Genomic DNA, 14,067 nt, shown 5'->3' on the forward strand with positions numbered 1-14,067 from the left:
AATATTTGTATTTTTGTTTATCCGTAACTTCGTAATAATAATAAGGAACAGGCGTTTTTAACAATACAGAATGCGCCTTAAAAAAGCCTTACTTGTCAGGACAAATGAAAATACAATTTTATAAATATCAGGGAACCGGAAATGATTTTGTGATGATCGATAACCGGCAATTAACATTCCCCAAAAATGATACCAATCTAATTAATACCTTGTGTGACAGACGATTTGGCATTGGTGCCGATGGTTTAATACTGTTGGAAAATGACGAATCGACCGATTTTCGTATGGTGTATTATAATTCCGATGGAAACGAAAGTTCGATGTGCGGAAATGGTGGCCGTTGTTTGGTTGCTTTTGCCCGTCAGTTGGGCGTTATTGACAATCAGGCGACTTTTATTGCGACCGATGGCTTGCATCATGCCACGATTGATGAAAAAGGAATTGTAGCACTGCAAATGAAAGACGTGGATACGGTCGAAGAACATTCGAATCACGTATTTCTAAACACGGGCTCGCCGCATCATGTGGAACTGGTAGATGATTTGAAGATATTTGATGTAAAAAATGAAGGCGCGCGTATCCGATACAGTGAGTTGTATGGAAAACCCGGGAGTAATGTAAACTTTGTTTCGCAACTCGGGAACGATCGTTTTGCGGTGCGAACCTACGAAAGAGGCGTGGAAGACGAAACCTTATCCTGTGGAACCGGAGTGACAGCAGTAGCCATCGCCATGAAAGCTACAGGAAAAACCGATAGTTCCGTGATCACGCTCGATGTAGAAGGTGGACAATTGGAAGTGAGTTTCCGCGAAAAAAACGGATTTTATACCGATGTTTTCCTGAAAGGTCCGGCTACATTTGTTTTTAACGGTGAAAAAAATCTATAAAACGTGATAACCTTAACCGGCACTACAATTTACCTGCGGGCACTCGAACCGGAGGATCTGGAATTTGTATATGCGATCGAAAATGATGAAAGCATCTGGGAGGTGAGTAATACCCAGACGCCCTATAGTCGTTTCCTGATCCGACAGTATCTGGAAAATGCGCAACAGGACATTTATGAGGCCAAACAACTGCGACTGGCGATCTGTCGGAAAGGAACTTTTGAAGCCATTGGACTAATCGACCTTTTTGATTTTGATCCGAAGAACCAAAGAGCTGGTGTTGGGATTGTTATAAAAAGTAGTGATGACCGAAACCGCGGAATCGGAAAAGAAGCGTTACAATTGCTTATCGACTACGCATTCAGTCAGTTACAGCTGCATCAGTTGTATGCAAATATTAGTCAGGAAAATGTAGCGAGTATCAAGCTTTTTACTACTTTTGGCTTCCAATGCATCGGGGTAAAAAAGGATTGGATGCGCACAGGGCATCAGTTTACCGATGAAGGCATGTATCAGTTAATTCATCAATCTTAAATCGTATTTTATTTTGAAAGTAAAAAAAATCATCAGCATTTTTTCGGTAGTATTGCTATTCGTTGCTTTGATTTACGGTTATGTACTGTATAACAAAGTATTTTCGGCTAATACAAAATTTTCCGAAAACGAAACATTTGTCTATGTTCCGACCGATGCGACTTATCCGCAGGTGCAAAAAATATTGGAACCTTATATTGAAAACATGGAACATTTTGACTTTGTGGCGTCCAAAAGAGGCTATGAGCAAAATGTGGTTTCCGGAAAATTCCTGTTGACAAAAGGAATGAGTAGTTTTGATATCGTGCGTTCCCTTCGTAAAAACGTACCGGTAAAAATGGCCTTTAATAACCAGGAATCACTAGGGAAACTGGTACAGCGTTTATCGAGTCAGATCGAACCGGATAGTCTTACATTGACCAATACTTTTACCGATTCGACTTTTATGGCTGAAAACGGTTTTAATAAAGAAAACATCCTGAGTATGTTCATTCCAAATACCTATGAGTTTTATTGGAATACAACCGCTACGAAGGTGCGTGATAAGATGATCAAAGAATATCGCAAATTCTGGAATGAGGAGCGTTTGCAAAAAGCCAAGGCCTTAGGGTTAACACCAATCGAAGTGTCGACTTTGGCAGCGATTGTACATAAGGAAACGGCTAAAATTGATGAGCGACCACGCGTAGCCGGAGTATACCTGAACCGTTTAAAAGTGGATATGCCATTACAAGCGGATCCGACGGTTATTTTTGCGGTAAAAAAAGAATCCAATGATTTTGATCGTGTGATCAAAAGAGTGTTGTATGAAGATCTTAAAATCAATTCTCCGTATAATACCTATATGCATACCGGTTTACCTCCGGGACCAATTGCCATGCCGGATATTAATGCGATCGATGCGGTTTTAAATGCCGAAAAGCACGATTATATCTATTTCTGTGCGAGCGTGGAGAAGTTCGGATATCACGAATTTGCGTCGACTTTAGCGCAGCATGGTGTTAATAAAAAGAAATATGTGGAGTGGTTGGCCAAACAGGGTATCAACCGATAAGTAAAAAAGCTAAAGCAAAAAAATTAAGGCCTTCTGATTTGTTCGGAAGGCCTTGTTTTTTTGGGAGTTAGCAGTATTATGTTTATTTAGTCCAAATCTTTATTCCTGCCGTAGTTGCATTGCAAAAACCATTTTTAGCTCATTTTTTTGACTTTTTGGAATGCGGCAAAATCAGGGTTCATCCATTGGGAGCCAGCGGTTTCAGGGCGTTAAGCAAGCGTTAGGTTGTTGTTAAGTTTATTTTTAGATAACTTTAACAGCTTGATTTTCAGGTTTATAAAAATTGTCTTATATTTGCAAACGGAAATTTCAAGATGGTGACAGGGCTTGAGAAATCAAAATTTATGATAAAAAAATGGACGTACTTTTTAGGATTGATACTCCTAATCACCTTAATCAGTTCGGGATTTAAAGTCTTCGAAGTAGAAAAGTTAGAAGGATTCCATATTGAGGATGATGAAGTAATCACGTATTTAGTTCCCACCGAAGAAGAAACCAGCAAAGTATTTTTTAATTTCCCATTTACCGGTAAATCATACGTAGGTTTTAAGCAGGCGATCGCTATTAAAGAATCGCTCGGATTATATAACCTGGTGAATCCGTTTGGTTATATGGGAAAATACCAGTTCGGAAAGAGCACTTTAAGAACGGTTGGTATTTATGATGTCGCTGGGTTTCTAAAAAACCCAAGAATGCAGGAAAAAGCCTTTAAAGCACTTTTAGCGCGAAATAAATGGGAGCTCCGTAAGGAAATCGACCGTTATGAAGGAAAAGTGATTAAAGGTGTGAAAATAACCGAATCAGGTATCCTTGCTGCGGCACACTTAGGTGGCGCAGGTTCGGTGAAAAGCTTTCTTAAAAGCAATGGTAATAACGGGTTTACCGATGGTTTCGGAACCTCGTTAAAAAGTTACCTTAGAAAATTCGGAGGGTATGATACCTCAAACATTGTGGCAAATCCCAATGCAAAGGTTAAAATGAATTAATTCATTTTATGAATAATAAAAATACAAGGTCGATTGTGTAAATCGGCCTTATTTTTTTTCCATTCGTTAACCGTTCGGGTTTTGATAAATTCGGTTGGTAACGTAATGTCGCAGGCGATGCACAGGTGTGTACCGGGTTGTAAAGTCTGCAGTAAATCGTCAAAAAGTTTGTTGTTTCGATAGGGTGTTTCGATAAAAAGCTGTGACTGGTTTTTGTCGGATGACAGCTTTTCGAAATTCTTCAACGCCTGTTTTTTCTCCGATTTATCAATAGGGAGGTAGCCGTTAAAGGCAAAACTCTGTCCATTCATTCCGGAAGCCATAATGGCTAGTAAAATGGAAGAAGGGCCAACAAGTGGTACCACCTGAATCCCTTTTTCATGCGCCAGTTTTACAATTGCAGCGCCGGGATCGGCTACACCGGGACAACCGGCTTCACTCATCAATCCGATATGCTGACCTTCTAAAAGTGGCTGGATAAAAGCATGGTGTTCCGAGATTTCGGTATGCTTGTTCAGTACGGAAATTTTTAATTCCGGCTGTTTTTTTTCGGGATAAACGCTTTTAATAAAACGACGGGCTGTCTTTTCGTTTTCAACGATGTAGTGATCTATAAAATCGATACTTCTTTTTATGGTTTGCGGCAAAACATCTTCCGGGTTCATTTCGCCCAGAGTCGTAGGGATGAGATACAGTTTGCCATAAGAAGTAGCCGCTTTCATAGATGATGTGTTTTTAATTTGTATGCAAGAATATCGCAGGCTTTGTCAAGTAGGTTAAAAACCTGTTCAAAACCGGTTTGTCCGCCATAATAAGGATCGGGAACCGAAATATTCTCGCCGGGATATAATTCGTTTAAGATAAGTCGGACTTTATTTTTGGAAGCTTCGTCCGGTGCCAGTCGGATAATGTCCTTATAATTGTTATTATCCATGGCGAAAATATAGTCAAAATCCTGGAAATCGACCAGCTTGAATTGTCTGGCTCGTTGATTGGAAATATCAATTCCGTGGTTTTTAGCTGTAAGAATCGAACGTTTGTCCGGATGTTCACCGGCATGCCATCCTCCGGTCCCGGCAGAATCGACCTCAAAAGCATCTGCTGGGAGTCTTTTTTTTAAGATTCCCTCAGCTAAAGGGGATCGGCAAATATTCCCCAGGCAAACCATTAGGATTTTTGTAGGCATGGGTTATAGGGATAACTTTTTGTGTATATCGTCTACGTATTTTTTAAATTGTTTGTCGGTGGCAACCAGATTGTCAACCGTTTTGCAAGCGTGTAATACGGTCGCGTGGTCTCTGTCGCCAATTTGTGATCCGATATTGGCTAAAGAAGCCTTGGTGAATTTTTTAGCAAAAAACATGGCCAATTGTCGTGCCTGAACGACGTCACGTTTTCTGGTCTTCGATTGTAATGTTTCGATATCCAACTGGAAATAGTCGGATACAACTTTTTGAATATAATCGATGGAAACTTCGCGTTTTACATTTTTTACGAATTTTTCCACAACCTGTTTGGCCAGTTCGGTCGTTACTTCCCGTTTGTTAAATGACGATTGTGCGATTAATGAAATAATGGCACCTTCGAGTTCCCGTACGTTGGTTTTGATGTTTTTGGCTACATATTCTACGATTTCGTCCGGCATTTCAACTCCGTCACGGTACAGGATGTTTTTTAGGATAGCGGTTCGGGTGTCGTAATCCGGTTGTTGGATTTCGGCCGAAAGCCCCCATTTAAAACGCGAAAGCAAACGCTGTTCGATATCCTGCATATCTACCGGTGCTTTGTCGGAAGTCAGGATTACCTGTTTGCCATTCTGGTGTAAATAGTTGAAAATATGGAAAAATACGTCTTGTGTTCCTGCTTTACCGGATAAGAATTGTACGTCATCAATGATCAATACGTCAATTAATTGGTAAAAATGGATAAAGTCGTTACGGGTGTTCTTTTTAACGGAATCAATATATTGTTGTGTAAATACTTCTGCTGAAATATATAACACGGTTTTTTCCGGATGTTTTTCTTTGATTTCAACACCAATAGCATGAGCAAGGTGTGTTTTCCCTAATCCAACACCACCAAAAAGCAATAGTGGATTAAAAGAGGTTCCTCCGGGTTTGTTGGCAACCGCCATTCCGGCAGAACGTGCCAAACGGTTGGATTCTCCTTCCAGGAAATTATCAAAGCTGTAATTGGAGTTTAACTGGGATTCGATTTTTACATTTCGGATTCCCGGGATAATAAACGGATTTTTAAGCTCCGGGTTTTTATTCTGAATCGGTACGTCAACTTCCTGTGGTTTTACCTGCGGACGGCTAACACTTGGCAATTGTTCCGTAAACGGTTGTTTGTTGCCATAAGTGTTTTCCATTTTGATTTTATAAAGTAACTTTGCGCTCGCACCAAGTTCTTTTGTCAGGGCAACTTTCAGTAATTTTACGTAATGCTCCTCCAACCATTCATAGAAAAATTTACTAGGTACCTGAATATATAATGCGTTATCAGTAAGCTCAACAGCTTTGATTGGCTCAAACCATGTTTTATATGCTTGGTCCTGGATATTGTCTTTTATGAACGATAGACAGTTATCCCATACCGATTGCGCAGTTTTATTCATATATTCGGGCATAATTAACGTTTTTTTTATGTTGAATGCAAAAAGCAAAAGTAAGACACTTTCGCTGAAATTGGAGAGACAAATATGTGGACAATTTTTCCAAAAAAAAAATATAAGTCATATTGATTTTATGAAAAAAAAATTGTAAGTACATTTAAAAATCTTTTTAAAATAAATTAACAAAAAATTAATATGAAAGAATATCAATTTCAGGTTCGTGTCCGTTATGCCGAAACGGACCAAATGGGAGTCGTTTATCACGGGAATTATGCGCAGTATTTTGAGATGGGACGCGTGGAATGGCTTAGAAATCTGGGACTTTCTTATAAATGGATGGAAGAAAACGGGATCATGCTTCCGGTGGTTTCGCTAAGTATGAATTACCGAAAACCGGCCCGTTATGACGATCTGCTAACGGTGAAAACAATCTTTAAAAGTCAGACCTCTGTGAAGATCGAATTTGACTACGAAATCTACAATGAAGGAGGGGAGTTATTAACAACCGGGAACTCCGTTTTGGTGTTTGTGGATATGAAAACGGGAAGGCCAACCCTACCTCCAGCTTATGTTACGGAAAAGTTAACCGCCTTTGTTGAAAATTAAAAAACTTATTCTTTTTCGAGAATTTCAACCTCATAAAGATTCGAAAAAATGTCGAAAATCATTTCGGCATTTTTTTTTCGCGTAGCAATCTCAATCTGACAACTCATCTCCATTTGTTGATCAATAATGTCCAGGTTTTTTTCTTTAATGACCCGCATGACTTTGTTCATGTTTTTATAATCAAAACGGATTAGGTAATGAATGTCTATCGTTTGTTCGATAATGTCTGAAACTTCCAGTGCCATTTGCGCGGCTGTTTTATAAGCAGAGATCAATCCGCCAACACCAAGTTTAACGCCACCAAAATAACGAACGACAACAACCAGTACATTGGTTACATCAAAGGACTGTATTTGTCCGTAGATAGGCATTCCGGCCGAGTTGTTGGGTTCGCCGTCGTCGTTGGCGCGAAAATAGATCTTATTGGTACCGGTTTGAAAGGCATAACACCAATGGCGCGCCGAATGATGCTGCTTTTTGAGATCCTCCAATAGGGATTTGACGTCGTCTTCCGAAGTGATCGGAAAGGCATAACCAAAAAATTTACTGTTTTTTTCTTTGTAAAGGACCGCTTCCGATGGAGCGGCCAGGGTTTTGTATGTATCTTTTTCCAATGCTAAAAATTACCAGTTTTTATCCAGCAAATCAACGACATCTTCTTTGCCTACCTGTAAGTTCCAGATGTTAAGACCTAAATTAGCGGCCACATCGGTGTTGTGCTTGTTGTCGTCTACAAAAAGGGTCCTTTTGGGGGATAATTCATGTTTGTTGATGATATAGTTGAAGATCTCGGGATCGGGCTTTCTAAGGCCGATTTCGAATGAAAAATAGACTTTTTCGAAGCATTGATAAAACTCGCGGCTAAATGTTTCTCCGACCTTGTTTTCAAACTTTTCAATATGGGTGGCGTCGGTATTGCTCAGTAGAAATAACCGGTATTTGGCCGATAATTTCTGTAAAAACTCCAGTCGGTATAAAGGGAAATCCAGCAAAATGGCATTCCAGGCATCGCGGATCTCGATCAGGCTTTTGTTGGGGATGTATTTTTGTAACCCGCCAAAAAAATCGGATTCTTTTATTTTTCCTTTTTCATAGCGTTTGTTCAGGTTGTCCAGATCTTCGTTCCAGCAAACCAGCCCGGCTTTTCGCATATGTTCGAAAGGGGCTTCTTCGGCCAGGTTGATAAAAACATTACCAAAGTCGAATATAATAGTATCAATCATGGTGTCTGAAAATTAGAAGTTCGTCGTTCATAATTTGCTGTCGGTTACTCACCGTACCTTTTATAACCGGTGCTTTTACACCTTCGTTTAGCATTATAGCGCCTTTAAAAACACGTGCTTCATCCCATAATCCGGCATCAATAAACAACTGTAATGTTTGTCGACCGCCTTCTATCAGCAACGACTGAATATCGTGCCGGTAAAGAGTAGCCATGATCGTATGGGGAAGTTTAGTATCAAAGATACAATTTTCAAAAAAAAGGGAAGCGGTATTTTGCATATTTTCAGCCTCAGTAAAGATGATGGTCTTTACAGACCCGTCTTTTACAGCAGCATTGTCTGGGATCCGTCCAGTTCTGTCTAGTACGATGCGGATCGGATCGTTACCGGACCAATCTCTTGTATTTAATTTCGGATTGTCGTCTATAACCGTTTGCGTCCCAACCAGAATGGCCTGTTCCTCGCTACGCCATTTGTGAACCAACTGACGGGAATAGGTATTCGAAATCCAAACCGGTTTTTGTTCGTCTTTATGCAAAGGTGCAATATAGCCATCCTGACTTTCGGCCCATTTCAGAATAATATACGGTCGTTTTTCCTGATGGAACGTAAAAAAGCGTTTGTTCAGTTCGTTGCAATCGTCTTCCAATATACCCACCGTAACATTTTTTCCGGCTTCCACCAGTTTTCGGATACCGTTTCCGGCGACTTTGGCAAACGGATCGACCGTACCCACTACAACATTTGGGATTTTATTATGAATGATCAAATCGCAGCACGGTGGTGTTTTTCCAAAATGGCTACACGGTTCCAGGCTTACGTAAATAGTGGCTTCCGATAATAGCGATTTGTCCTGCACCGAATTTACGGCGTTGACTTCCGCATGGGCTTCACCGGCTTTTTGATGCCAGCCTTCTCCGATAATTGTACCGTTGTGCACAATGACACTGCCTACCAGCGGATTCGGATAGGTCGTCCCCAGTCCGTTTCGGGCCAATTCGATACATCGGTTGATATAGTGTTCGTGCGTTTTCAAGAAAATGTCCTGTTGATGTTATAATTTTTTTGTAAATGTTTATGAACTGTCAGCCAAGCTGCTTACATTCGCTACGATTTGCAACAGGCAAATGTAATTCCTGTAGACTAATCTGCAAAAAATAAGTTACTCAAAAAATGAATACAATCGAAATACGAGCCATAAAAAAAAGTGATAATGCTACGGTGGCAGCACTAATCCGGAATGTTTTAGTGGAGCATGATGTCCCAAAAGTGGGGACAGCCTATGCCGATACCGCTTTGGATTGTATGTTTGAAACCTATGCGGTACCGCGTTCGGTTTATTTTGTAGCTTTGGTAAACGGAAAAATCATCGGAACGGCCGGAATTGCGCCTTTGGCAAATGGATCGGCAGCGATTTGCGAATTGCAAAAAATGTATTTCCTTCCGAAATCCAGAGGATTGGGATTGGGCGCCGCGATGATGGAAAAATGTCTCGAACAGGCAAAAGCGCTCGGATTTGCGCAATGCTATCTGGAAACGCTGCCCAATATGGAAGCCGCCCGAAAATTATACGAAAGAACCGGATTTTATTATTTGGACACACCGTTGGGAAATACGGGACACAGTTCATGTCCAATTTGGATGATCAAAGATTTATAAGATGCTGTTAAAAGAATACCGCGATTATTTTAAAACCGAATTAGTATCGATTTACGACGAACAGGAAATCGATAGTTTTTTTTATATCACGCTGGAAGCCTTTCACCAGATGAAACGCCTCGATCTGGCTTTGCAACCCGGTTTCGAACTGGATGGAATGCAATTGTTGCAATGGGAAACCGTATTACATCAGTTAAAAGAACAAAAACCGATTCAGTATATTTTTGAAGAAACCGAATTTTTCGGACTGTCGTTTTATGTCAACGAAAATGTCCTGATTCCACGGCCGGAAACAGAAGAGTTGGTCGAGTGGATTCTGAATTCGGTATCCGGATTACCCAAGGATCGGAAAATAAGAATATTGGATATCGGAACCGGAAGCGGTTGTATTGCGGTTTCACTGGCCAAAAATCTGCCGGAAGCCGAAGTATATGCAATCGATGTGTCGGAAAAAGCACTGGAAGTTGCCCGAAGAAACGCCCGACAGTTGGACGCACCGGTGACCTTCTGGCATAAAGATATTCTGGAAACAACGATTCTGCCGGAAATGTTCGATATTATTGTGTCGAATCCGCCGTATGTACGCAATCTGGAGAAACAGGAAATTTCGAAAAACGTACTGGAATTTGAACCACATCTCGCTTTGTTTGTGGAGGATCACGATCCGTTATTGTTTTACCGTAAAATAACCGAACTGGCGACAAAAAACCTGAATCGCAACGGATTCTTGTTTTTTGAAATCAACCAATATCTCGGACCGGAAATGCAAAATTTACTGGAAACCCATACGTTTGCCCAAATTGAACTCCGCAAAGATATTTACGAAAACGATCGGATGACCAAAGCCGTTTGGGGTTCTTATTCGTAGCGCAAGGCTTCTACCGGATCCAGCTGCGACGCTTTGATCGCCGGATACAATCCGGAAACGATTGCGACAATAAAGGTTGTGGCAAAAGCGGCAAAAATAGCCATCCATGGGACGACAAAGCTAAACTTGATGGCAACCGATATCAGAAAACCTACGGAAATTCCGAGTAGGATACCAACCAGTCCACCCAATTGACCGATAACAAGCGTTTCGGTAAAAAACTGCCACGCAATCGTGCTTTTTTTGGCACCGAGTGATTTACGAACACCGATTTCGCGGGTTCTTTCCGTAACCGATACCAACATGATGTTCATCAAAGCGATAGACGAACCAAAAATGGTAATCACTCCAACACCCCATGCGATATAACCTAAAAATTGCGTATTCGATAATAAAGTATTGATCAGATCATCACTGCGTTCGATTCCAAAGTTGCTTTCTTCCACCGGGTTTTGTTTGCGGATTTTACGCATGGTAATAATCGCATCGTCAACTGCCTGATCAATCATTTCTTTCTGACCGATCATAACACTTAAGTCGTAATTGATATTTGGTGTGGAAAAGAGCGAACGGGCAATCTGATTCGGGATTAGTACCCTTAAATCCTGACTGTTTCCAAAAGTGGATCCTTTTTCTTTTAATACGCCAATCACTTTAAAACGGGCGCCGCGAATGGAAATCGTTTTGTCGATTGCATTGGTGTCTTTAAAAAGTCCTTTTTCAAAATCGGAACCCAAAATGCAGACAAAGTTGTTGTTTTTGATATCAAAACCGGTGAAATTCCGTCCTTTTGTCGTTTCCAGTCCTTTGTTCGGTAGGAAGTTTTCATCGACACCCACAACGGTGATTTCCGGATCGGTTTTTTGAGATTCGTATTTTACTTCGGCTTTACTGGTTGCGGTAAACGAAAGCGAAGTGGTCGATAACGGATAATTGTATTTTTCCTGAAAAGCACGGGCTTGCGGATAACTGATAATCGGGTTGATTTTCTGATTCGGATCGTTGTTGTTGATCTGCGAAGACAAATCGTACTGACTAATGGAAAAGGTATTCGCACCCATCGAAGCGAAATCTTTTGCAATTGTATTTTCAAGGGCCGAAACCACAGTTAGGATTCCTACCAGTGCGGTGATTCCGATTGCGATAATCATTACCGTAAGGATGGTACGCAACAACTGACTTTTGATGGCACCTAAGGCGATTTTTGTATTTTCTCTGAATAGTCCGAACATCATGCTAATTTGTCACTAAAATACAGATTTTGTTACACACCATCCGTTAAAAAGTGTAAGAATACTATCCGGATCTTTAATGAGCGATAAAACAACCCGAAAAGTGTCGCTTTTTTTTAAAAAGGGAACGGAGATCATTTGAAAAAGTAAGATATTTGCAAAACACGGAAACCGGAAAGCATTTGCTGTTTTTCCGATGTTTTACAATTCAAATTTCAATTCTAAAATGGCACAGAAACCAAGTATACCGAAAGGAACCCGGGATTTTTCACCGTTAGAGGTGGCAAAACGAAATTATATATTCAGCACGATCAAATCCAATTTTGAACGATTTGGATTCCAACCGATCGAAACGCCGTCTTTTGAAAATTCTGAAACCCTTATGGGGAAATACGGCGAAGAAGGCGACCGTCTGATTTTTAAAATTCTTAATTCCGGAGATTTTCTTGCTAAAGCGAACGATGCTTTTCTGGAAACGAAAGACAGTTTAAAACTAACGGCTCAGATTTCGGAAAAAGCCCTGCGTTATGATTTGACCGTTCCGTTTGCACGTTATGTGGTACAACATCAGAATGAAATTGAATTCCCGTTTAAGCGTTATCAGATTCAACCGGTTTGGCGTGCGGATAAACCTCAGAAAGGTCGTTTCAGAGAGTTTTACCAATGTGATGCCGATGTAGTAGGATCGACTTCGCTATGGCAGGAAGTGGAATTGGTACAATTGTACGACAGTGTTTTCTCGGCTTTGGGATTGGATGGCGTAACGATTAAAATCAATAACCGTAAGATATTGTCGGGTATCGCTGAAGTGATCGGCGCGAAAGATAAATTAATCGACTTTACCGTTGCGTTGGATAAGCTGGATAAAATTGGCGAAGATGGCGTGAAAAAGGAAATGTCCGAAAAAGGGATTTCTGAGGAAGCCATCGCAAAAGTTCAGCCGTTGTTCCATTTTACCGGATCGATTTCCGAAAAGATCGAAAAATTATCCGATTTGTTAGCGACTTCCGAAGAAGGATTAAAAGGAGTGGAAGAATTGCGATTTATCTGCGAAAATGTAACGGCTTTAGGTTTGGATAAATCCGCTTTGGATCTGGATGTAACGCTGGCCCGTGGATTAAATTATTATACCGGTGCTATTTTTGAAGTATCGGCGCCTAAAACCGTAAGTATGGGATCTATTGGTGGCGGTGGTCGTTATGATGATCTTACCGGTATTTTTGGATTGAAAAATATGAGTGGTGTTGGAATTTCCTTCGGATTGGATCGGATCTATCTGGTATTGGAAGAATTAAACCTGTTCCCGGAAACGGTTACGGCAACTTCACGTGCGTTGTTCCTGAATTTTGGAGATGCGGAAGCGTTATATGCGATGCGTGCGATTGGGCAATTGCGTAAAGCGGGAATCAAAGTAGAATTGTATCCGAGTAATGCGAAGATCGGAAAGCAGTTTCAGTATGCCGATAAACGCGGTATTCCCTATGCTGTAATTGTAGGCGCAGAAGAAATTGCAAATAACGAATATGCGGTAAAAGATCTGGCGTCGGGTGAACAAAGTAAAGTAAGCCTTGAGGCGTTAAAAAATATGCTGTAATGTAAAACACCTGACAGGTTTTTGAAACCTGTCAGGTGTGACAAACTAAATTTCAAATAAAAAAGGCTGTCATATGACAGCCTTTTTTATTTGAGGTTATTTCCGAACTTGTTTTAACATCCAGTCATAAACGGCATCTTTTCGGAATATATTTTCCACATTACTGTGATTGCCGCCCGGGATAATCGTAAAAGTAACATCGGCGTCCGGTTTACAGGCTTTGATCGCTTTTACAATTTTTTTGGATTCCGATAACGGAACAATAAAATCTTTATTTCCATGCTGAACCCATAACGGAATCGTAGCCAGTTTACAAGCGTCGTTTACATTACCACCACCACAAATAGCCACGGCCGCGGTAATTTTATCGGCATATTTTCCGGCGAAATGCATGGTTCCGTATCCGCCAAGACTCATTCCGCAGACATATACGCGCGACGGATCGGTGTTGTAATTTTGTTGAACATATTCCAGTACGTTTAAAACTTTATCCGGATCCCAAGGCCCGGAAGGCAGTTGTGGCGCTACTACGATAGCCGGGATTTTTTTACCGTTTTCGATCGCTTTTAATACGCCATAACGACGTACTCTTTCAAGATTGGTTCCCGAAAGACTTCGGCCGTGTAGAAAAATGATAATCGGTGCTTTTTGATCCAGCACTTCCTGTTCCGGCAGGTTGATATAAAACGGATAATCGGTTTTATCGGTAATGGCTTGTAATTGTGCCCGTGTCAGGGTAATTGAAAAAAGGCAAAAGAGGATTATAAAATAGGTTTTCATGCGAATAGGGGATTGGAGTGCAAAGGTACT

At 40.8% G+C, this 14,067-nt stretch carries 16 protein-coding genes; 8 read left to right on the plus strand and 8 right to left on the minus strand.

The genetic code is table 11. The annotated features are described in order from the left end of the window. Positions 1–104: 104 nt before the first annotated feature. The 4 genes from dapF to AAFN64_RS03405 all read left to right on the plus strand — a co-directional run bounded on the left by dapF (position 105) and on the right by AAFN64_RS03405 (position 3,461). Positions 105–887, plus strand: a complete 783-nt coding sequence (gene dapF / locus AAFN64_RS03390; RefSeq protein ID WP_347759281.1) for a diaminopimelate epimerase — start codon at positions 105–107, stop codon at positions 885–887. A gap of 3 nt (positions 888–890) precedes the next feature. Continuing rightward, complete coding sequence (locus tag AAFN64_RS03395) at positions 891–1,421, plus strand: GNAT family N-acetyltransferase (protein ID WP_347759282.1); 531 nt, start codon at positions 891–893, stop codon at positions 1,419–1,421. Positions 1,422–1,434: 13 nt separating this feature from the next. Continuing rightward, positions 1,435–2,475, plus strand: a complete 1,041-nt coding sequence (gene mltG, locus AAFN64_RS03400) for an endolytic transglycosylase MltG (protein WP_347759283.1) — start codon at positions 1,435–1,437, stop codon at positions 2,473–2,475. 344 nt (positions 2,476–2,819) lie between these two features. Beyond that, positions 2,820–3,461 carry a peptidoglycan-binding protein LysM gene (locus AAFN64_RS03405; protein WP_211089522.1) on the plus strand — a complete coding sequence of 214 codons (642 nt, stop codon included), beginning with the start codon at positions 2,820–2,822 and terminating at the stop codon, positions 3,459–3,461. On the opposite strand, the gene AAFN64_RS03410 is transcribed toward AAFN64_RS03405, so the two are convergent. From AAFN64_RS03410 to dnaA, 3 genes are read right to left on the minus strand one after another with little or no spacing between them, the layout of a single operon-like run. After that, complete coding sequence (locus AAFN64_RS03410; RefSeq protein ID WP_347759284.1) at positions 3,458–4,183, minus strand: SAM-dependent methyltransferase; 726 nt, start codon at positions 4,181–4,183, stop codon at positions 3,458–3,460. The genes AAFN64_RS03405 and AAFN64_RS03410 overlap by 4 nt on opposite strands. After that, positions 4,180–4,647, minus strand: a complete 468-nt coding sequence (locus tag AAFN64_RS03415) for a low molecular weight protein-tyrosine-phosphatase (protein ID WP_300485857.1) — start codon at positions 4,645–4,647, stop codon at positions 4,180–4,182. The genes AAFN64_RS03410 and AAFN64_RS03415 overlap by 4 nt, the downstream gene beginning before the upstream one ends. Positions 4,648–4,650: 3 nt before the next feature. Beyond that, complete coding sequence (gene dnaA / locus AAFN64_RS03420) at positions 4,651–6,078, minus strand: chromosomal replication initiator protein DnaA (protein ID WP_300485900.1); 1,428 nt, start codon at positions 6,076–6,078, stop codon at positions 4,651–4,653. A gap of 192 nt (positions 6,079–6,270) precedes the next feature. Between dnaA and AAFN64_RS03425 the strand changes: the two genes are divergently transcribed. Continuing rightward, positions 6,271–6,681, plus strand: coding sequence for a thioesterase family protein (locus AAFN64_RS03425; protein ID WP_300485855.1), 411 nt, complete (start codon positions 6,271–6,273; stop codon positions 6,679–6,681). A 5-nt stretch (positions 6,682–6,686) separates the two neighbouring features. Here the strand turns inward: AAFN64_RS03425 and AAFN64_RS03430 are convergent, their stop codons facing one another. Genes AAFN64_RS03430 through ribD form a run of 3 tightly spaced genes read right to left on the minus strand, consistent with a single transcriptional unit; the run spans position 6,687 to position 8,940 of the window. After that, positions 6,687–7,295: a YigZ family protein gene (locus AAFN64_RS03430; RefSeq protein WP_347759285.1), complete on the minus strand. Its 609-nt coding sequence runs from the start codon at positions 7,293–7,295 to the stop codon at positions 6,687–6,689. A gap of 9 nt (positions 7,296–7,304) precedes the next feature. Further along, a complete protein-coding gene (locus AAFN64_RS03435; protein WP_347066091.1) occupies positions 7,305–7,904 on the minus strand; it encodes an HAD family phosphatase in 600 nt (199 codons plus the stop codon). Beyond that, entirely contained in the window at positions 7,897–8,940 is a 1,044-nt protein-coding gene (ribD, locus tag AAFN64_RS03440) for a bifunctional diaminohydroxyphosphoribosylaminopyrimidine deaminase/5-amino-6-(5-phosphoribosylamino)uracil reductase RibD (protein WP_347759286.1), read from the minus strand. The genes AAFN64_RS03435 and ribD overlap by 8 nt, the downstream gene beginning before the upstream one ends. Positions 8,941–9,077: 137 nt before the next feature. On the opposite strand from ribD, the gene AAFN64_RS03445 reads away from it, so the two are divergent. Next, on the plus strand, positions 9,078–9,563 hold the full coding sequence (locus AAFN64_RS03445; protein WP_347759287.1) for a GNAT family N-acetyltransferase: 486 nt from the start codon (positions 9,078–9,080) through the stop codon (positions 9,561–9,563). 1 nt (position 9,564) lies between these two features. Continuing rightward, a complete protein-coding gene (prmC, locus tag AAFN64_RS03450; protein ID WP_347759288.1) occupies positions 9,565–10,431 on the plus strand; it encodes a peptide chain release factor N(5)-glutamine methyltransferase in 867 nt (288 codons plus the stop codon). On the opposite strand, the gene AAFN64_RS03455 is transcribed toward prmC, so the two are convergent. Beyond that, positions 10,422–11,663: an ABC transporter permease gene (locus AAFN64_RS03455; protein WP_300485898.1), complete on the minus strand. Its 1,242-nt coding sequence runs from the start codon at positions 11,661–11,663 to the stop codon at positions 10,422–10,424. The two genes, prmC and AAFN64_RS03455, sit on opposite strands and share 10 nt — an antisense overlap. Positions 11,664–11,889: 226 nt before the next feature. Here AAFN64_RS03455 and hisS point away from each other — a divergent pair, with 226 nt between their 5' ends. After that, on the plus strand, positions 11,890–13,257 hold the full coding sequence (hisS, locus tag AAFN64_RS03460) for a histidine--tRNA ligase (protein ID WP_347759289.1): 1,368 nt from the start codon (positions 11,890–11,892) through the stop codon (positions 13,255–13,257). Positions 13,258–13,353: 96 nt separating this feature from the next. Here hisS and AAFN64_RS03465 read toward each other — a convergent pair whose 3' ends face one another. Then, entirely contained in the window at positions 13,354–14,037 is a 684-nt protein-coding gene (locus AAFN64_RS03465) for a prolyl oligopeptidase family serine peptidase (protein WP_347759290.1), read from the minus strand. Positions 14,038–14,067 lie beyond the last annotated feature (30 nt).

The organism is Flavobacterium sp. CAU 1735 (assembly GCF_039888695.1).
GTDB lineage: Bacteria > Bacteroidota > Bacteroidia > Flavobacteriales > Flavobacteriaceae > Flavobacterium.